This is a genomic window from Geomonas diazotrophica, from assembly GCF_018919385.1.
GTDB classification, from domain to species: domain Bacteria; phylum Desulfobacterota; class Desulfuromonadia; order Geobacterales; family Geobacteraceae; genus Geomonas; species Geomonas diazotrophica.
In genome coordinates this window covers 1-18,823 of record NZ_JAHLMF010000029.1, presented here as the reverse complement: position 1 = coordinate 18,823, position 18,823 = coordinate 1, and the positions used below count along the sequence as shown (strand labels likewise).

General features: G+C 53.0%; 19 protein-coding genes. 11 read left to right on the top strand and 8 right to left on the bottom strand.

All coding sequences use genetic code 11. From position 1 onward, the window contains the following. On the top strand, positions 1-271 hold a 271-nt coding region (locus tag KOM00_RS20165), incomplete at its 5' end, for a hypothetical protein (RefSeq protein ID WP_216500810.1). Positions 272-770: 499 nt separating this feature from the next. Here the strand turns inward: KOM00_RS20165 and KOM00_RS20160 are convergent. Next, positions 771-1,442 (bottom strand): fibronectin type III domain-containing protein, encoded by a 672-nt coding sequence (locus KOM00_RS20160; RefSeq protein ID WP_216500809.1) that lies wholly within the window; start codon positions 1,440-1,442, stop codon positions 771-773. Between the two features lie 537 nt (positions 1,443-1,979). Between KOM00_RS20160 and KOM00_RS20155 the strand changes: the two genes are divergently transcribed. From KOM00_RS20155 to KOM00_RS20140, 4 genes are all read left to right on the top strand, one after another. Further along, positions 1,980-2,462, top strand: a complete 483-nt coding sequence (locus KOM00_RS20155; protein ID WP_216500808.1) for a TIGR02594 family protein — start codon at positions 1,980-1,982, stop codon at positions 2,460-2,462. 15 nt (positions 2,463-2,477) lie between these two features. Next, the gene (locus tag KOM00_RS20150) at positions 2,478-2,966 is read left to right on the top strand and encodes a hypothetical protein (RefSeq protein WP_216500807.1); all 489 of its coding nucleotides are present in this window, start codon (positions 2,478-2,480) and stop codon (positions 2,964-2,966) included. A 193-nt stretch (positions 2,967-3,159) separates the two neighbouring features. Further along, positions 3,160-4,134: an HNH endonuclease gene (locus tag KOM00_RS20145; RefSeq protein WP_216500806.1), complete on the top strand. Its 975-nt coding sequence runs from the start codon at positions 3,160-3,162 to the stop codon at positions 4,132-4,134. Next, complete coding sequence (locus KOM00_RS20140) at positions 4,122-4,400, top strand: hypothetical protein (protein WP_216500805.1); 279 nt, start codon at positions 4,122-4,124, stop codon at positions 4,398-4,400. The genes KOM00_RS20145 and KOM00_RS20140 overlap by 13 nt, the downstream gene beginning before the upstream one ends. A 150-nt stretch (positions 4,401-4,550) precedes the next feature. Here the strand turns inward: KOM00_RS20140 and KOM00_RS20135 are convergent, their stop codons facing one another. Together KOM00_RS20135 and KOM00_RS20130 are read right to left on the bottom strand one after the other, a co-directional pair. Then, positions 4,551-5,090 carry a hypothetical protein gene (locus KOM00_RS20135; protein ID WP_216500804.1) on the bottom strand — a complete coding sequence of 180 codons (540 nt, stop codon included), beginning with the start codon at positions 5,088-5,090 and terminating at the stop codon, positions 4,551-4,553. Beyond that, complete coding sequence (locus KOM00_RS20130; RefSeq protein WP_236027111.1) at positions 5,087-5,650, bottom strand: glycoside hydrolase family protein; 564 nt, start codon at positions 5,648-5,650, stop codon at positions 5,087-5,089. Before KOM00_RS20130 ends, KOM00_RS20135 begins: the two co-directional genes overlap by 4 nt. 709 nt (positions 5,651-6,359) lie before the next feature. On the opposite strand from KOM00_RS20130, the gene KOM00_RS20125 reads away from it, so the two are divergent. Next, a complete protein-coding gene (locus KOM00_RS20125) occupies positions 6,360-6,626 on the top strand; it encodes a DksA/TraR family C4-type zinc finger protein (protein WP_183345898.1) in 267 nt (88 codons plus the stop codon). A gap of 137 nt (positions 6,627-6,763) precedes the next feature. Beyond that, complete coding sequence (locus KOM00_RS20120; protein WP_216500802.1) at positions 6,764-8,032, top strand: Hsp70 family protein; 1,269 nt, start codon at positions 6,764-6,766, stop codon at positions 8,030-8,032. 61 nt (positions 8,033-8,093) lie between these two features. Here the strand turns inward: KOM00_RS20120 and KOM00_RS20115 are convergent, their stop codons facing one another. From KOM00_RS20115 to KOM00_RS20105, 3 genes are all read right to left on the bottom strand, one after another. Then, positions 8,094-8,582, bottom strand: a complete 489-nt coding sequence (locus KOM00_RS20115; RefSeq protein ID WP_216500801.1) for an adenosine-specific kinase — start codon at positions 8,580-8,582, stop codon at positions 8,094-8,096. A 94-nt stretch (positions 8,583-8,676) separates the two neighbouring features. Further along, positions 8,677-9,687: an AmmeMemoRadiSam system radical SAM enzyme gene (gene amrS / locus KOM00_RS20110; protein ID WP_216500800.1), complete on the bottom strand. Its 1,011-nt coding sequence runs from the start codon at positions 9,685-9,687 to the stop codon at positions 8,677-8,679. 178 nt (positions 9,688-9,865) lie between these two features. Continuing rightward, positions 9,866-10,276: a hypothetical protein gene (locus KOM00_RS20105; RefSeq protein ID WP_216500799.1), complete on the bottom strand. Its 411-nt coding sequence runs from the start codon at positions 10,274-10,276 to the stop codon at positions 9,866-9,868. A gap of 419 nt (positions 10,277-10,695) precedes the next feature. On the opposite strand from KOM00_RS20105, the gene KOM00_RS20100 reads away from it, so the two are divergent. Continuing rightward, positions 10,696-11,268, top strand: coding sequence for an Lcl C-terminal domain-containing protein (locus KOM00_RS20100; protein WP_216500798.1), 573 nt, complete (start codon positions 10,696-10,698; stop codon positions 11,266-11,268). 411 nt (positions 11,269-11,679) lie between these two features. Here KOM00_RS20100 and KOM00_RS20095 read toward each other — a convergent pair whose 3' ends face one another. Next, entirely contained in the window at positions 11,680-11,868 is a 189-nt protein-coding gene (locus KOM00_RS20095) for a hypothetical protein (RefSeq protein WP_216500797.1), read from the bottom strand. 197 nt (positions 11,869-12,065) lie between these two features. On the opposite strand from KOM00_RS20095, the gene KOM00_RS20090 reads away from it, so the two are divergent. Then, positions 12,066-12,740, top strand: a complete 675-nt coding sequence (locus KOM00_RS20090) for a PEP-CTERM sorting domain-containing protein (protein ID WP_236027110.1) — start codon at positions 12,066-12,068, stop codon at positions 12,738-12,740. Between the two features lie 816 nt (positions 12,741-13,556). Here KOM00_RS20090 and KOM00_RS20085 read toward each other — a convergent pair. Continuing rightward, on the bottom strand, positions 13,557-15,620 hold the full coding sequence (locus tag KOM00_RS20085) for a tetratricopeptide repeat protein (RefSeq protein WP_216500796.1): 2,064 nt from the start codon (positions 15,618-15,620) through the stop codon (positions 13,557-13,559). A 597-nt stretch (positions 15,621-16,217) separates the two neighbouring features. On the opposite strand from KOM00_RS20085, the gene KOM00_RS20080 reads away from it, so the two are divergent. Both KOM00_RS20080 and KOM00_RS20075 read left to right on the top strand, forming a co-directional pair. Next, the gene (locus KOM00_RS20080; RefSeq protein WP_216500795.1) at positions 16,218-17,483 is read left to right on the top strand and encodes a replication initiation factor domain-containing protein; all 1,266 of its coding nucleotides are present in this window, start codon (positions 16,218-16,220) and stop codon (positions 17,481-17,483) included. A 383-nt stretch (positions 17,484-17,866) separates the two neighbouring features. After that, positions 17,867-18,823: Arm DNA-binding domain-containing protein (locus tag KOM00_RS20075; RefSeq protein ID WP_216500794.1), on the top strand; the 957-nt coding region annotated here is incomplete at its 3' end.

Below are 18,823 nucleotides of genomic sequence, written 5' to 3'. Positions count from 1 at the left end.
ACCTGGCTTTGAACAACATCACGAAGAAATGGAAGAAGCCGATCATAAACTGGAAAGCGGCAATGGCTCGATTCGCCATCCTCTTCGAAGACAGATTGCCAAAATCTTAACCAAGGCCATTTACACAAAATTCTTTACAGGCCCTGCATCCCTGGCAATCGTCACTGAGCTACGTGAGAGAGAAGTTAAGAGGATCGGGCCCGATCTTAAAATCCCGAGGCCGAAGTTAACAACTTTGGCCCCGATCTTAAAATCTGGAGGACGAAGTTAATAACTTTGGACCCGATCTTAAAATCTGGAGGGCGAAGTTAATAACTTTGGGCCCGATCTTAAAATTCCGAGGGCGAAGTTAATAACTTTGAGCCCGATCTTAAAATCCGGAGGGCGAAGTTAATAACTTTGGGCCCGATCTTAAAATCCCGAGGGCGAAGTTAATAACTTTGGGCCCGATCTTAAAATCCGGAGGGCGAAGTTAATAACTTTGGACCCGATCTTAAAATTCCGAGGGCGAAGTTAATAACTTTGGACCCGATCTTAAAATCCCGAGGGCGAAGTTAACAACTTCGAGCCCGATCTTAAATTCCGGAAGCCGAAGTTAATAACTTTGAGCCGGATCCTAAAATCCGGAGACCGAACTTGCCAAGGCTGATGTCCGTCGTGATATTTGCAGGGTTTGGAGTAAGGAGAGATGGCTAAGGCGGGAAAGGTTGCTACGACCGAAGGCCCTGATCCTGAGGATGAGGGCCTTCGGTTTTGGTGGTGGATCGGAATCAAAGAATCCTGAGGCTGATGATGGAGGACCACTCGCTCTGGCCGCTGGGCCCTGAGCAATAGACTTTGAAATAATACACCTGCCCGGGTTCCAGCCCGGTTAGCTCCATGTTCCGCGACTTGTGGAACGGCCCGACGGTCGACCAGGACTCCGGCAGTGAAGGATCGCCCTTGCAGATACCGATGTAGTAGGCCATTGCCCCTGGCACCCTGTTGACGCTGATGAGGGCGACGCCCGACTTGCCGTGCTTCGCCTTCGGGTTTTCCGGGGCAGTCACCTCGACATGGAGCGTACCCTTGGATCCCTTCAGCTTCGGACGCAGGTCCAATTCGGTGATGAGCGTTGGCTTGTTTTCCGTCACGGACCTATAGGCCGCCCAGTTGATCAGCATCGTGGTGTGCAGTTCAACCATCGGGCGTGAGGCGTCCCGCTCCACCTTCTTGAAACGGTTGCCGCTCTCGGCCTCCTTGGTGACGGCGAGATGGCTTACCCCGAGGCCCCTGAGTACGTCAAGTTGGCACATCGGTTTCGGGATCGCACCCTCGCCTTGGAAGTCCTTGTGGCGGGCAAAGGCGTCCGCGAGGTTGATGGCGAAATTGCCCAGTTCGACGTGCGACATGTCCCGGACGTTGACATCGACGATATCGAGTAGCGGATGAAGTATCGACATGTGTTACCTCCTTAGTTTGAGGGGGAGCCATGTTGCGATTGGGTTACCAGCTGAACACGCAAAAGATTAAGCCACGCCAATAATTCTAAGTCAAGGAACTTTTTTACAGGGCCAGGGGATCGACCCATGCGGGCATCTCCGATGGAGCGTAACGAGAATAATTGAATTGAGAAGTTGGGCGCGCTTTTCTCGCAGCGGGGCCTACCGTTTGCCTGCAGGTCCGGCGTCCTGTGCCAAAAACCACTTGCCTCATGCGTTTAAATTTTGTGTGCGCGGCACTCCACTCCGTTGCAAATGCGAATGCGGTGTGGCAACCTTCCACGGTGGACGGAAAAGATGAACCACCCCTAACGTATGCGTACATGAGTGACCTGTTTGGCTTTCATCTATGCCACCGGAGACGAACCCGTCTCCGGTGCACGGTGCGGCAGGAAGCTTTCGGAAGGGGAGACATACGGGTTGGATGAGAACGGAGAGCCGCATTGCACCGACTGCGGTCAGCAGGAGGATGAGGAATAAGTACCGGAGGTGCAAACCATGACCAGCAACAGCAAAAGAGCCCCTCTGCAGAATGCCCCTTGGCTGGATATCGCTCGCAAAGAGGTTGGACAAAAGGAAGTGGTGGGCCACGAAGACACCCCCCGGATTCTTGCCTACCATGCCACGACCACGCTTAAAGCCACCGATGATGAAACGCCGTGGTGCTCCTCTTTCGTCAACTGGTGCCTCAAGCAGGCGGGCATCAAAGGCACCGACTCTGCGGCAGCAAAAAGTTGGGTCCACTGGGGGATGCCGTCAGGCCCTGTCCCGGGAGCAATCACCGTCATCTGCAGCAGCAAGGCCACGGACCGCAGTTTTTCGACTTCCGGCGCCCATGTCGGCTTCCTCATCGAAGAGACTGCAATACACTACAAACTGCTTGGAGGGAATCAAGGGAACAGCGTAAAGGAGTCTACCTTTGCGAAAGCAAACTGGTCTTTGTTGGGCCGCCGCTGGCCAGGGAATGTTCATCAGGGATGAATACGAGGAGGTGAGATGAAGATGGTACCCCTTGGGTGGCTTACCATAGTGCTCCTGGCAGCCACCCCAGTCGCCGCAGCCGAGCAACTGTCACACGACGAGCAACGAGAAGAGCCTCGCCGCGCTATGCCGCATCCTCCCCAGTCCCCCTTACGTTTCATGCTGGTAAAAGGAAACGAGCGGCAGTCGCTGGAAGTCACCTACATCGATCCCAGGACCATCGCCTTCAGAATAACGAAGTCGGGAACATGCAATCGACACGAGCAAGGGAGAGCGACGGTCGCGAAAAACTGGTGGTTAGGCGCAGAAACGGATGAAAACGAGGCAGGAGAAGCTATTGCCGTGCAGGAGTATGTCTACAGCAAAAGCAGCACGTGCAGTATCAACCTTCGGATTGATGAAGGAGACTGGACACAGGCAACGATTCGTGAAGCCGCCAGATGCAATCCCAACTGTCACCTATCAGAAGAATCAATGCATCCCAAAAGCGCAGTAAAACCGTGATAAGGCTGATGTATGCCTAAGGTACCGCCGCCGGTTGTGCCCTGTGCCAACTATGAGTAATATTAAAAACCATCCCGCCCAGCAAAGTAGGAGCCTCCGCGCCTTCAATTAGCTTGATTCTCCCCAACCTTTAATTTAAATTGCGTCTAACCTGTGACTCATCCATGCTGTGACGCAAAGGGCGAGAAGAGCGATGCTATCGACATACATCAAGCTGTTTACCTCTCTTAACCGCGCTCCGGGCCCGAGTTGGACAGAGGACACAAAACGCAAAGCCCCGCATAAGCCGATCCTGCTCTTGGCAGTGATGGACCTGATACAACGAGGTGTCATCGCAGCCCCTTTCATCGATGCCTTCGGCGACTTAGTTGAGTTGAACGAGCTGTTCGGTCTTTACTGGCTGCGCATCGTCCCCTTGGGCCAGACCTCCAGCATTGCCTTCCCATTTTCCCGGCTCGACCGGGAACCGTTCTGGCGTCTGCTTCCGCATGAGGGTAAGGAGATTACTCCTGCCATAATAAACAGTACAACTTCAGTCACCTATCTACGGAAACATGTCCTTGGGGCCGCTATAGACGAGGAGCTTTTTCTTCTGATGAAATCAGAAGCTAGCAGGGAAGCACTAAGGGAAGCTTTGTTTCTGTCGTGCTTCTCACAGATGGCGCAAGTGCTGCTTCGCGAGCAATCGATGATAAACAGCGAGGCGTACGAGTACAGCCGCATACTTGAGGAAAAGTCACACCTTCCCCTCGTGAAAGAGATTGTAGAAGCGAGGAGTTACCGCCCAGCCGCACGAGACCAAGCTTTCCGCAGGGCTGTCATCAAGGCTTATGATCATCGCTGTGCCCTATGTGGCGTCCGCATCATTACACCGGAACAGCACACAGCCGTTGACGCCGCGCACATAATTCCCTGGAGCAAAACCCAAAACGATGACATCCGAAACGGCATGGCCCTCTGCAAGCTTTGCCACTGGGCGTTTGATAGGGGGATGATGGGCGTCTCAGACGAATACAACGTCCTTACCGCCCGCCAAATAATGGCCGACCCGAACGTTCCCGGTTTTCTGCTCACCCTGAAAGGCAGAGCAATCATTCCACCGCAGGATCACGCCCTTTGGCCCGCCAGGCAATACCTGTCAGTACACAGGAAAGAATGGCGATTGTAAAGGGAACCTACTTCAAGGAAATTAAGAGGAGACGAAAAATGGCCCTCGTAACGGAGATAAAACGCCAAGCGCTTGAAAGAGAAACAAAGCATACTGAAGCCGACTGCACTTACGATGTAATTGAAGTTGACGGAAAAAGGTTCCTTCAACTGGACACCTATGGCTCCGCGCAGAGAGAGATCAAAGGCAAGAAAAGTCAGAGTCTTAGGCTTTCACCCGAAGCCATTGCACATCTCAAGAAAATCTTCCTTCAACATGACCTGTAGAAATCTATTGGGATCGCAATCAAGTATATGTTCAATCGGCAAAAGATCTTTAGTATCAATACGAACATAATATGCTGGCCCACCTAGGAAATATACGGACTTAGATTTGTTTAGATGATTTTGTAAGAAACTCGCAGTTGCGTTCAATCGTCAATTTGATTTTCGTTTGAGCAGCAATATCGTGTTGTCGTACCATCGCATGGCGATCTTCATTTTTGACAGCTTCGCTATCCAGTTATACCCCTCAGGCCCACGTGGCGTGTCTGGCCCCAAGTGCCCCTGTTGGCATTTGATCCACAAAACGTCAATTTTCTTAGTCGTATCAACAGGCAGAGCAAATCTATTTTTTCTGGTGCTCACGTTCTCTTTTGGAATCATTGTCCGATCGAGCAGAGCTTCTAGGGTCATAGTTTCAGTGCTGACAATGGGGCCTCGACAACTTATGGCTTCAGGCATCCTGGACTGCACCATCTTAGCAGAGAAGCTGATCACATTTCCCATTAGATCCTGATCATTGTAGTTGTAGTGAGGCGTTCGCATAAGGGTTTCATCAAGACGCACCCCAGTTACCTGCCATGTGCCCTTTAAAAACTCTAACGATCTCGTTTCGCACGATCCCTTCACCGGTAAAAATAGAATGACACATAAAGTAAGCACCAAACGGCACCTGCTTTTCAGAATTCTTTTCATATATACTTCCCCCTGAGATACAACTCTATCTCTCGTTTCCTTCTTGCAACAAGACCTGCCAAGACTTTGCCTCCAGATGTGTTAGCAGATGTTATGACCGCCATGGCGTCGCGAATTCTCCCTTCGTTTATACAGGTGGCCACTTTTTTAAAACGACCACCAGGGTTATAGGAGAAGCTAACGAGTGCATCGTACTCCTGCTGCAATAGCGAAACATGTACTCCTTGTCTTACAACTTTTTCATAGCCCGGGAGGATCAACTTTAAAAGCGCAGTAGCCTGTTGCTGGTTAAGGACCAACATTTTGCGGTGCAACAACACAAATGTTTCTGCCCCTTCGCCTGAGAGGCCAGCGCCGCACGCCGCCTTTGTACTCACATCTGGATGAATCCCGGCCTTCAGCAAATCTGCTAGAACTTGCTGCTTTGATCTTGTCTTCATGTCATACCCAGCGCCCAGAGTTACTCCACTAGCACCACCTGGCCAGTGCAATCGCTCTGAAACGCCAGGAGCATATTCCTCTTTCCATATAAACCTAACGCCGTCATCAGAAACCGTCATGCCCAACGGCAACCTGGCTCCTATGCGCGAGCCTTTACTACATTCCGCTCTGACTACGGAATCCCGGACAGCTACTGCATCGGGCGTTGCGTGGTCATTGATACCGAGGGGGCCGGGGGTATCTGTTGGAAGAGTGGTTAGGGTGGTTGGCGTAGCGGCGTCATTATGCCCAAGCGGACCAGGCGTCAGCGGAAGACGTTGAAATGGGTCGCGACGTGGGCGAGGGAATTTCAAATTAGCCATCATCTCACCTCCTGCCCGGGGAATTAAAAATTAAAATCTATCAATCCACTTAACGGTGTCAATCGGCTTGGGGACTTCCAGGGTCTCGGGTGCCAGTCTCGCAGTCTCGCAGTTTTTGGTGCCTGGTCTTGAAATATAAGGCTTTGCTGCGTTGCCCCCCCTCACCTTTCTGCTAAAACTTCCCCTTCGCTGCCCGCTGACTGCGGGGCGCACATCCATTTTCTCAGGGCGGGGTCCTCGGATCCCGCCCTTGTCTGTTTCCAGGAGCCGTATGAAGGTTATTTTCGGCGTCGATTTTTGGACCACCAATTCCGCCCTTTCCATTTACAGAGACGTAACTTTGCAAGGCAGCCCTCCAATGGCTGCCTCCGATATTTGAAGTCCCAAACAGGGGACGAAAGAGTATACTGAATCGAAGGCCACTTTCGGAAATCAGCTAGATAATTGAGAATCAGAGGAACAAGCCATGGCGGTTGGATGGTCGAGAGATGGGGCGGTGCAGGAACAGATAGATGCCACGGTGGAATCCGCAGTCGAACGGGCTAAGAGCCGTTTGCCTAAGGGCGAAAGTCTCACCCATTGCGAGGAGTGCGAGGTTCCTATTCCTGAAGCGCGTCGCAAGGCAATTCCGGGAGTTCGATACTGCGTTGCCTGCCAATCAGAACTAGAAAAGAAGGAGAAGGCAGCTGCGCTCTACAACCGAAGAGGCAGCAAAGATAGTCAGCTGAAGTGAGCCGGCGTTTACAGGTTGCCCCACCCTCCCCTTTCTGCTAAAACATTCCCTTCGCTGCCCGCTGACTGTGGGGCGCACATTCATTTTCTCAGGGCGGGGTCCTCGGATCCCGCCCTTGTCTGTTTCCGGGAGTCTGTATGAAGGTAGTTTTCGGCGTCGATTTTGGGACCACCAATTCCGCCCTTTCCATTTACAGAGACGGCAAGGTGGAAGTCGTCGACATCGACGAGTCAAGCGCGAGCGCCTCGCTGATGCGCTCGGTCCTGTACTTCAACGAGGACAACGAGATCTTCACCGGCCAGGAGGCCATCAGCCAGTATGTGAACGAAGGGGCGGCGGGACGTTTCATGCAGTCCATCAAGAACTTCCTCCCCAACAGGAGCTTTGAGGGGACCGAGGTGTTCGGCAAGAAGTATGGCATCGACGACCTGGTCGCCATCATCTTGAGGAGGATCAAGGCAAAGGGCGAAGCATACGTCGGCTCACCCGTGGACAGCGTCGTCCTGGGGCGCCCGGTGGTTTTCTCCGAAGACGCGGAGAAGGATGCCTTGGCTCAAAACCGTCTTGAGAAGGCGGCCCGAAAGGCGGGGTTCCGTAACATACATTTCCAGTTCGAACCGGTCGCTGCCGCCCTCTCGTTCGAGGAGTCGCTCCCCGCCGGTGCGGAAAAACTGGTTTTCATTGGCGACTTCGGCGGCGGCACCTCCGACTTCACCGTGATCAGGGTGAAAGGGGGGGCCTTCGCCCGGACCGACCGGCGCGCAGACGTCCTCTCCATCGGAGGGGTCTACACGGCGGGCGACAAGTTCGACTCCCAGATCATGTGGGAGAAAATCGCAAAGTATTTCGGCCGCGGCGTCCAATACAAAGGGATGGGGAAGGACGAGTTGTTCGACATCCCGCACAGCATCATCTACACCCTGTGCCAGTGGCACAGGATCCCGCTTTTGAGGGCGAGAAAGACCAGGGAGCAGATCAGGCTCATTAAGAACGCCGCCACCGACAGGGAGCCCCTCGAAAACCTGGAGCACCTCATCAGCGACAACTACGGTTTCTTTCTGTTCCAGTGCATAGAGAAGGCGAAATGCGAGCTGTCGCAGCAGAACGCTGCGCAGGTCAGTTTCAAGGAGCGCGGCCTGGCCATCAGCGAAGGGATAACCAGGGAGGAATTCGAACTGATCAACAGGGAGAACCTAAGCCGGATCTCCGGCTGCATAGACGAAGTGATCAGCCGGTCGGGAGTCAGAAGCGACCAGATCGATACGGTATTTCTCACCGGGGGTACCTCGCGGATACCAATGATCCGGCGCCTGTTCGAGGAGCGTTTCGGCCATGGAAAACTGGAGAACCGGAACGCCTTCACCAGCGTGGTGCACGGCTTGGGCGCGAGTGTTCCGCTCTTTTAGCGCAGTCGATCAGCGCGGCCGCGAAAAAGTTATTCTCCCAGACCTGGCACCAGTTTGGCTCTCAGCACTTGTAACCTATACGCCGCAGCAGGTCGCGGCGTTCCTGCCTATCCTCGTCAGTCTCCACCCCTTTGGGCGGCAGCCCGTCAATGACCCCGAGGATCCCCCACCCCTGGAGCGTGGAGGCAACGATAACCTGGAGCGGATTTGCCGTGGCACAGTAAATCCCGCACACCTCCGGGCAGTTCTTGATCTGGTTGAGCACGTTTATGGGGTAGGCATCGCGCAGCAGAACACAGAAGACATGACCGGCGCCGATCGCCTTCAGCACTGTCACACACCCCTGGACCAATTCTTCGTCGTTCCCCTCGGTCCTTATCAGGCACGGGCCTGATGCCTCGGTAAAGGCGACTCCGAAGCGGGCCTGCGGTACCGTCGTGGCAATGACCTCATACAGGTCCTCGGCTGTCTTGATGAAGTGTGTTTGGCCTATGATGATGTTGCATCCATCGGGATACTCGATTTTCACATCATGTATTTCCACGTTCATGGGTTCCTCCTTTGTTTGACAAGGTGAACAACCAACGACCCGATCGGTTCCAGCCTTCTCAGCCAATCCCAGCCGGGTGTTTTGCCGGGCCGTCTCAGATGCCGAGGCCCGCTATGACGGTGCCGCAGTCTGGGCAGGCCCCATTGCGAATCCTGTTGGTATCGATGGAAAAGCCGTAACGCTCGATCAAAAGGGCAGAACAGGAGGGGCACCAGGTATTCTCTCCACCCTCGCCGGGCACGTTGCCTTCATAGACGTAGTGCAGGCCGGCGGCGCGGCCGATCTCACGCGCCTTGCGCAAGGTCTCCACCGGCGTCCGTGGCCGGTCGGTCAATTTGTAGGTGGGGTAGAACTGGGTCACATGCCAGGGGGTGTCGATCCCCAGGTTTGTGACGATGAATTCCGCTATCCCCTGCAGCTCAGCCTCGGAATCGTTCAGTCCCGGTATGATCAGCGTGGTCAGCTCCACCCAAATCCCCTGTTTGCGGTACTCGATGATGGAGTCGAGGACTTCGGAAAGACGGGCATGGACGACGTCGCGGTAGAAGCCCTCGGAGAACCCCTTGAGGTCGATATTGGCCGCGTCCAGGTAGGGCGCGATCATGGAAAGCGCCTCCTTGCTGATGTAGCCGTTGGTGACGAAAACGTTGCTCAGCCCGGCTTCTTTGGCAAGGAGGGCGGTGTCGTAGGCAAATTCGAAGAAAATGGTCGGCTCGGTGTAGGTGTAGGAGATGGATCGGCAGTCGGCATTGCGGGCCCGTTGTACGACTTCCAAGGGGGTCCGCTCGGTACCCGCGATGGGTGCATCGCGCTCAACCTGTGAAATGGTGTAGTTCTGGCAATGCCGGCAGTGGAAGTTGCACCCGACCGTGGCTATGGAATAGGACCTGGTCCCCGGCATGACGTGGAAGAGCGGTTTTTTCTCGATCGGATCGACATGCTCGGCGCAGAGTTTGCCGTAGACCAGGCTGTAGAGTGTCCCCCCCCGGTTTTCACGCACGGAGCAGATTCCGCGGGCGCCATCGGCGATGCGGCAGCGGAAGCGGCAAAGGCCGCAGCGCACCCGGTTCCCCTCTTCCCGCTCGAAAAACAGTGCCTCTTTCATGGCTCCCCCTGCGTTTCTCGTGTGAAGTCCTTTTCAAGCATCCCTTCACGATAATGGCTACCGCATCTCCCGTGAATCTCGCCGCTGTCGGGTTGCCCCCGCGTCGGGGGGAAAGCGGGAAATGTCGGTATGAAAGGCTTCCTGGTTACGGCTTCCTGCAAGGTGGGGATAGTTTCGCCTAGTGAATTTGGATCCGGCTGATGTTAGGCGCGGAGATCTGGTAGGCTCCGTCTCCCGTGTCTCCGTGGAAGACGGCACCCGTCCGTATGCTGAGTTGGACGCGGCGTCCGGATTTAAGCAGCAGATCGGCCGGCACCGCATCGCCATTGACAGGGCCAAAGCCGATTTCTTTCAGGTCGTGGAAGAAGACACTCATTTCCCCCGCCCCTCTTTTCCCCTCAATGAAAACCTTGCCGTTCATGGAAAACCTGGTCAATTCGATTTTCACTCCCGAACGGTCGGTAAGCTGCACCTTGATGTTCTCGTCCGTTTTGGGCACCTCTCCTTCCGGTGCGCCTCCCAGGCTGCCCATGCCCATCAACACGGTGGCTGTTAAAAGGACCAGCGCGGCTGTCATGATTTTTCTCATACCGTCTCTCCTTTCCTTCGTCAAATTGAATACAGGATAGCACTGGACGGTGCTATGTAAATCCGTTTGAGACAACGAGATGAGACAGGACAGTATGGCGGTGTGGAGGTTCCCGTCATCCGGTCCGCGGGAAACCGCCCCGGGCTGGCCTATGGGCTGGTGCGGCAGGTCGGAAAGTAGGTGACTAGGGTGCCAGGTCTTGAAATATAAGGCGGCTCACCACACCGTTGACAATGCCTGAAACAGTCATACCCTTTGAATGACAGGATTTTGACAGTCCCGAAAGCCTGGTTGGGGGCGGGGAGAACATTGTCCTCAGAAAGGAGGTGAGTCGCTTGAGCTGGTGTTGCTAAGGCCATCCGAATTCCCGGCTAACACGACAATAGGCGAAACAACTGGACACAACAGGAGGCTCGGCCATGCGTAAAATCCGTTTTTCCGTTGTTGGCGCAGTCATTGTGTTTGCGGTTTCTCTACTGTTCACTCCTGCACCAGGCAGAGCGGCTGAAGGCGGAAACCCGCCGTCCCCACCAATCCTCGACAACTTACCCCCCACCTGGAGTAAAGTCCTGCCAGCTAACCTTAGATTCGAACTGGTGCTCAATGGAGCAGGCGTTCTGGACAAAGAAACGGGATTGGTATGGCAACAGTCGCCGTTCAACAGCATTTGGACCTACCAGGGTGCGCGTGCCGAATGCAACTTGCTTGAAATCGGAGGGCGGATGGGCTGGCATCTCCCGACCGTAGAACAGTTGACGAGTCTTATCGACAGGTCAAGCACATCGGGAAAAATGGTGCCCGACGGTCATCCCTTTGGCTTGATATGGGGACGTTACCCCTACTGGACCGCTTCGCCCTATCCAGGTGCGCCGTGGGCGGCCTTGCAGGTTAATTTCGTTACAGGAGAGGTGGCAGGCGCACCCATGTATAACGAGTACCATGTATGGTGTGTGAGAGGGGGGCAAAGCCATACCGGGGAACCCCTGTACTGACTCGATGGGCGAGATTCGCCGCATATATTCACCAACCAGCACCGATGGCTGCCTCAATATCGGTGGATGATACGGCGCACCAGGACGGAGGCGAGGGGTTGCCAAGCCACTCCTCGCATCTCCGCCGGTCGAAATTAAAAAGCCGGACAGCTTCGCCGCCCGGCTTTTCCCTTGACCTAATAGATACGTCACCTCCAGCCGTCACCGGTCGGTGTGGCGCTCGAGGTGTACCGCCGACAGGCGCCCGACGGCGAGCAGGGGCCTGCGCTCCCTCGCGCCGCTCTCTCACAGAAACGAAGCCCATCCGCAGGCTACTTTGGGAGATGCACGGCACTCTGCCGGTCAGTTTGCGAAGAAGAGCCTTGAAGGTGAGGTTGTGGGTTGATCACCAGAGATGGGAATGCAAAGGGCTTAGCCGGTAGTGGCTAAGCCCTTGTCTTTTGCGGCTGATCCGAAAGCAGCGATGTATGTTTTTTCGACACCGCGTTCAAGACCTAAGGCTACGTGATGATATGCTATTTTCCCGATGTGTAAAGAAACGTGTAAAGGTCGCATCACCACATCCCAGGATGGCATCCAAGGCGCGGTGAAACGGTGCATCCGGAACCTCCTGTTATCGTGGAGCTTTTCGCCCGACACGCCACGAGACACCTGGACAAAGGATATCGCGGAAAGAGCGGCGGGCGGAATGCAAGGCACAACTCGCTGGAATCACTGCCTTTTCCAAAGTGGGCATGCATGATGCTATGTGAAAGAAGGCGTTTATAGAAAGTTTCACCCAAAAAGGAGGGGAACCCATGCGGAGGATAACAGGAAAATTGGCGGTCATCATGCTCATTCTGGGACTGATGACCACGTCTGCAAACGCACTATCCATCAGGCTGACCGATGGCGGCGCCAACACCGTCACCATTGGGGACAACGGGGTCGGCGATATGAACCCCTTGGCAGGCGCCGTCACCTACATCGGCGGCGTCGGTTCCTTCATCGCCAACGTGAGCACCGGGATTTCCTATCCCATCCTGGGAAGCCCGGCCTATCCTTGGCTGGACCTCAGTTCCATCGACGTGACCAGCGGCTCAGGCGGCACCAACAAGCTCTACATCTACCTGACCGACACCGGCTTTACCGGCGCATTTTCCAGCTTCGCGGCCACCATCGGCGGGACCACCGGCGGAACAATCAAGTACAGCACCTACTTCGACGCCGCCAACGCCGCCTTCGCAATGAACACGCTGCTGACCGAGGAACTCTACGGTGGGCCAGCCTTCAGCGACGTCAACATCGCTTCCGCGCTGGGACTGGACGGCCCCTACTCCCTCACCCAGGCGATCGAGATCACACACACGGGTCTCGCCGCCAGCAGCTTCGATGCGGAACTGGCACCGGTGCCGGAACCCGGCACCTTCCTCCTGTTGGGGGCCGGGCTCATGGGGCTCGCCGTCTATGGCCGGCGCAGGGCCCGGACCTGATCGACTCCGCGCTTGCCTTAACGAAAGCCGCCCCCACGGGCGGCTTTTTTTGTTCTATGACTCAAACAAAACTGATGGCTCTTGTCCCTGGCAATTACGAACAACAAACAATTAAAACATCTCTATTTTAACTTTGAGAGAGTAACGTCAAACTTGAGGTAAACCCGATGAATGAATCATCCCCTACGTCCCTGTCCACCGCCATTTGTGCGTTATGCAAGCGAGTACGAGAGATCGATGGCTCATGGGGGCCCTCCTCCCCGGTTTATGAGAATGCCACGCACGTGTTCTGCAAAGGTTGCGCTGACTTGATTCTAGTATCAAATGAGGCCTATTGGCGAAGGGGACCCGGTTTTAGCACATTCGCCCCAACCTCACCCGACGCGCCCAAGGCAGGAGGCCTTTTTGCCGCCGCGGGCGGCGTCTCTGGAACTTGATATATGTTCCATGACTCTGACAGAGAGTACCAAGAGTCTTTTGAAGTAATGGGCAAAGAATGAACTGCTAGCCGTGGGGCCTGGACGGTTTGGTGAGATTCGGGGCAAAAAAAAAGGAATCCCGAAGGATTCCTTATTATTCGTATGGAGCGGGAAACGGGATTCGAAAGGCTCCAAAGATTTTCCACGGGTCACATTAGCACTGCAATTTCAGTTATTTACTTTTTTCACCCAGACCTTCAGTGTGTCAAAAGTCCATTGAAATACAGCTTAAGCCAACCTAGACGTAAAGCTAAGCAACAAATCGGGTACAGTCTAGCTCCCGCAGTATGGGTAATCGGGGCACGGGAAAGTGCAAATCCATTAGAGTTCATTACACCTAAAGCAATGCCTTCTGATGCATCTCTTCGGCAAGCTCAAGTTTGCCGCGTGCTCGATAAAAGTTCGCCAGATTGCTGCAGACAACTGCCATGCCATCTTTCAGGCATAATGCCTCGCTAATAGCTAAAGATTTTTGATACATCTCTTCGGCACGCTCAGACTCACCGTATCTGTTATATAGAGTTCCTAGGTTGCAGTAGACGCTTGCCATGCCCTGTTTATGGCCTAATGTCTCTTCGATGGCCAGGGACTTCTGGTACATCACTTCAGCACGCGCAAGTTCTCCACGTTTCTGATAAAGGATTCCAAGGTTGCGGTAGTCACTTGCAATATTCTCCTTGTGGCCTAAGGCCTCGCTAATAGCCAAGGAGTTTTGGTACATCACTTCGGAACGCTCAAAGTCTCCACGATTGTGATAAAGGATTCCGAGGTTACAGTAGGCATTTGACATGCCCTCCTTGCGGCCTAATGCTTCGTTGATGGCCAAAGACTTTTGGTACATCATTTCGGAACGCTTAAGGTCGCCATTTGCATGATAAAGGCTTCCTAGGTTGCCGTAAGCACTTGCCATGTACTCTTTGTGGCCTAAAGCCTCGCTGATGGCGATGGATTTTTGGCACATGTCTTCAGCACGTTGAAATTCGCCGCGTATTTGATAGATGGCCCCTAGGTTGCCATAGTCTCTTGCCATGCCCTCTTTGTGGCATAATTCCTCGTTGATGGCCAAGCACTTTTGGTACATCTCTTCGGCACGCTCAAGTTCGCCACGTTTCTGATAAAGAATTCCGAGGTTGCAGTAGTCATCTGCCATGCCCTCTCTGTGGCCTATTGCCTCCACGATGGCCAAGGACTTTTGGTACAGCACTTCGGCGCGCTCAAGTTCACCGCGTATCGCAGAAAGGATTCCTAGGTTGCCGTAAGCACTAGCCATGCCCTCTTTGTGGCCTAATGCTTCGCTGATGGCCAAGGATTTTTGGCACAAGTCTTCAGCACGTTGAAATTCGCCGCGTATTTGATAGATGGCCCCTAGGTTGCCATAGTCTCTTGCCATGCCCTCTTTATGACCTAAAGCCTCATTGATATCCAAGGACCTTTGGTGCATCACTTCGGCAAGATCAAGTTCGCCACGTGCGTTATATAGAATTCCGAGGTTGCTGTAGGCACTTGCTGTTTCAACTGACTTTTTGTCAGTTCCACTTAAATTCAACCACTTTTGCAAAACCGATAAGGCTGAATCTAAATCACCTGTTCGTTTATAAAACTCATAACCGAGATACAGAACCCTAATGTCGCTGCTTTCAATTACCAACTGTGCGAATTTTTGACGTGCAAACTCAACTTTACCTTCTCTAGATAAATTAGCCGCATCTTCAGCCATTTGAATTTGAATAGATTCAACTTTTAAATACGCCTCTTTTTCAGCATCGCGAGCTGTTTTTGCTTCCAAAATATTCTGCAATGCAATGACGTTGGCTTTCTCTATTTCTTCCAATGCTGCCGAAGGCAGAAGTATAATATCACGTTTTACATCAGCTTTTGGTAACTCACCTTTTGTATATGCACGAAGATGACTATCAACTTCTTTGACAAAAGACGTTTCATCCTCAAAATAACGATAAAGTACTTGTCTGGTATCCTCAAGCTCTCTTCTGAAATCCATGACCCTTTTGAGTTGAGGGCCAGGGTCTGCCTCTGATATAGTATCTACACGTTTAAAGAAAACAAATATTTCGGGAAATTTCTCTCTCCTCCAACGCTCAAGTGCTCGATAAAATTCTTCTTCAGTATAGGAAGAATAAGGTGCTGCATCGGGCGCCTCCTGCCCCCAGCGCCTGTGCATCGCCAAAATAAAAACTTCGCATCTATCTATTTTTTCATTTATAACACCTTGGTTGCGACGACCTGTAGATGCCAGAGTGTCTTCCCATCCTAATGCCTCGAATTCGACATTAGCCCCATCCCCAAATCCTACATTCAGCTGATGAATAGCATCTCTAAATGCCTTTCGCTCATTAGATAAGTCCTCGGGAGAAGCGATGAAAACTGGAATTTTTCTTTTCATTTTCCCTCATCTGTCCGCCGCTAGAGTAACACGCCGGCCTTAAAAACACTCTTCCTGATATCACAAAACCTACTTAAATTCAAACCTATGAATGCATATATCCCTCAAGGCAGTAAAAAGACTGGATTGCTCTCACTCGCCCCGGCCAGGGGGCGGGGAGCATTGTGACGGCAAGGGCGAAGGATGAACCTATGGTCGAACCGTCCGGCTTAGTTCATCTGAGTTCACTGAGGTACAATTCACTAAATTCAGCACTTTACTTGACACTACTAACATACTTTTTCGTTTGACAATATCCGAAAAAAGCAGTATTAAACGCCCACACTCTTGTTAATATGGCTTGTCCACATTAACGGTGTGCAGGGCGCTGTTCCCAAAACAGCTCAATCGTCTGTGCTGATCAACCTCTAATAAATAAACTTACTCTCACGGGGACCATTTAGAGAGAGCGCAAGAGAAGCGGCTGGAGTATGAGACTCCCATTGATATAGACCGCGCGCATTTATATTACGACTACCCCCTAATTAATTAAACGAAGAGGTTAAAAAAGACAGCCACGGACGACTTTCCGCGTGAAAACGCTAATGGGGGTAGTCAATGGCTATTTTTGTATCTTCATCTGAAGAACGTCCAACAATCCATTTCTTGATCAAATCAGCTGGCGAAGCGGCCACGGTTTCCGGCTCTGCTGGTTCCGCGGTTGCGGAGCCTGCTGATTCTCCCAGCATGGCGGAACTTGTAACACGCCATGCGCTAATGCCACCTGCACAAGACTTCCAGTATCTCCTGTGCGGCTTCGACTCTTTGGACATCGGCCTTTTCGTCGAATGGGGAGAAGACTGGCCGGTAGTCCTCCGAACCCTCCAACAACTCAAAGACCACGCAAAAAAGCTCGGTGAGGTTGTCGAAGAAACCTACCTGGGGAGAAACTACGTCATCTTCCCCAACGGCAAAGGCGACAACTACGCCTTCCATCTCCAATTCACGGAGTATCACCTCTACATTGCCAAGTCAGAAATATTCACGTCCTCTCCGAACGTCTATCTTTCCATCAACGCAAGAACCATGTGGGGGAAAGGCATAGCCTACGCCCTTGACCTGGCTGCAAAGGACGTCAAGTACTTCGGTGGGAAAATTGTCGAAGTGCTCCCCAGCCGCCTCGATCTTTGCGCTGACTTCAAGTTATCTCCTGGGCTGTCCCTCCCCTTTCTAGAAGTGCACGCCGTCTGCCGCAGTCGGGATGTCAGACCGATCATAAAGGCCGGTATCCTTGAAACCTGTTACTTCGGCTCCCCTGCTGCACCAATACGCATTCGGATTTACAACAAAGGTAAAGAAGTCCTCAAGAAAGGCGAAAAACTGTGGTTCGCTGATATGTGGGGAACCGATGACCTTGAAGATATTTGGCGAGTGGAGTTCCAACTAAGAAGGGCTGCTTTGAAACAGTTCAAGGTCAACGATTTCTCAGACCTCTGGCGAAGGGCCGGAGGGGTCTGGAAATATCTGACTGAAGAATGGTTTTCTCTACGCTCACTGGATAATGACCGACAGAACCGACGCACTATCCATCCATGGTGGTTTGAGGTGCAAAACTGCGCTGAACGCCTTGGCAACGGTCAGCACATAAGCCGTGATTTCAGCACGGGCACTCAAACTTCGGCGCTGTTCTACATTTCCCATATTGCCGGCTGTCTCCCAGCCTACGCTGCCAGAACAGGAACCAGGGATTACAAAGACGCCATTCTCTCACTTGGCAAGGACTTATACAAACACTGGAGCAGAAGAGACTTCGACAAGGAATTCATCAAACGCTCCATCAAGCTTGGTCACGCCGTTGAAGCCGGGGAGGGTTGCCATGAGTAGCCCCGAAGTGCTGACGGTTGAGCAGTTCGCAGAAAAGATGATGGTGTCCCGTACCACCGTATTCGGCTGGTTGAAAAGTGGGGTTTTAAAGGAAGGCATCCACTACATCCGACTAGGCCGAATCCTCCGCTTCTGCTNCTTTTCTTCCAAGGCCAGCAGAAGCCGCACCCGGAGGATGAAGGCCACGCAGCTCCGCCACCGGTGCCACGGAGTGAGCACGATTCACAGCGAGGCGCAGCCTCGGTCCCAGGCCCGGGGTTGACTTTCGGCAGGGGCGCAGCCCCGGCCATGAACCTCGACTATTGAACATTAGAGTAAATGCCGCTATTCTCCACGACGGACTTAGACACACTGAAGGGAGGGTAACGCCATGAGGACATAACATGAAAATCAAGAAAGGCACTATCAGCATCGACGCACCCGCAAGAGGAACAGGCAGCATAAAACGGCGCAAGGAATCGAAAAAGCTCTACGTAGACTTCTACTACTTCGGGCAACGCATCACCAGGTCAACAGAGCTGGATGACACCCCGGCCAATGAACGCCGTGTTCGTGATTTCCTTGACCGGATTCACCAGCGAATTGAAGATGGCACCTTCCGCTTTGCAGACGCCTTCCCTGGCGCCTCTGAGCAGGAAAAGGCCCACTTCACCATGTTGGAAGGCAGGGAGTACCGACCGGAACCGCACCAGGTTCTTTTCGGTGAATACGTGAAGGAATGGATGGATACTATCTTCCTCTCCTTCAGCTCACCGACGAAGCGGAACGACTACCGGGAAGCAATCGAGACGAAGATCCTCCCTCACTTCAAAAACGTCTCCTTCTACCAGATCACCAGCCCCACGGTTTTCAAGTTTGCCGACTCCCTGCTATGCACTCGCGGGGAGAACAAAGGAAAGCCACTTTCCACGGCCCGGAAGATGAATATTCTGATGCCGTTCAGGGCGATCTGGAACGATGCCTGTGACCATTACCGCTGGGTACTGAAAAGCCCCTTTGACAACCTGAAAAAAAGGCTGCCGAAGACCGAGAAGAAAGAGCACGTTGTCATTCGGTTCGATGAATGGCTCCGGTTCCTGGATCACCTCCCCTCTTTCTATCAGCCGATTGCCGAGTTCATGATCCTGACCGGCATGATACCTTCCGAAATGGGAGGATTGAAGAAAGAGGACATCAACAGCGATTACATCAACGTCAAATGCTCCTTCGTTCTCGGCCAGGACAAGCAAACCCTGAAGACTGCATTCAGGAAGCGTCAAATCTTCATTACCAAGGCGCTGAGACAACGCCTCGACGTAATCCTGAACCGCTCCGAATCTCCTTACGTCTTCACTATGGAG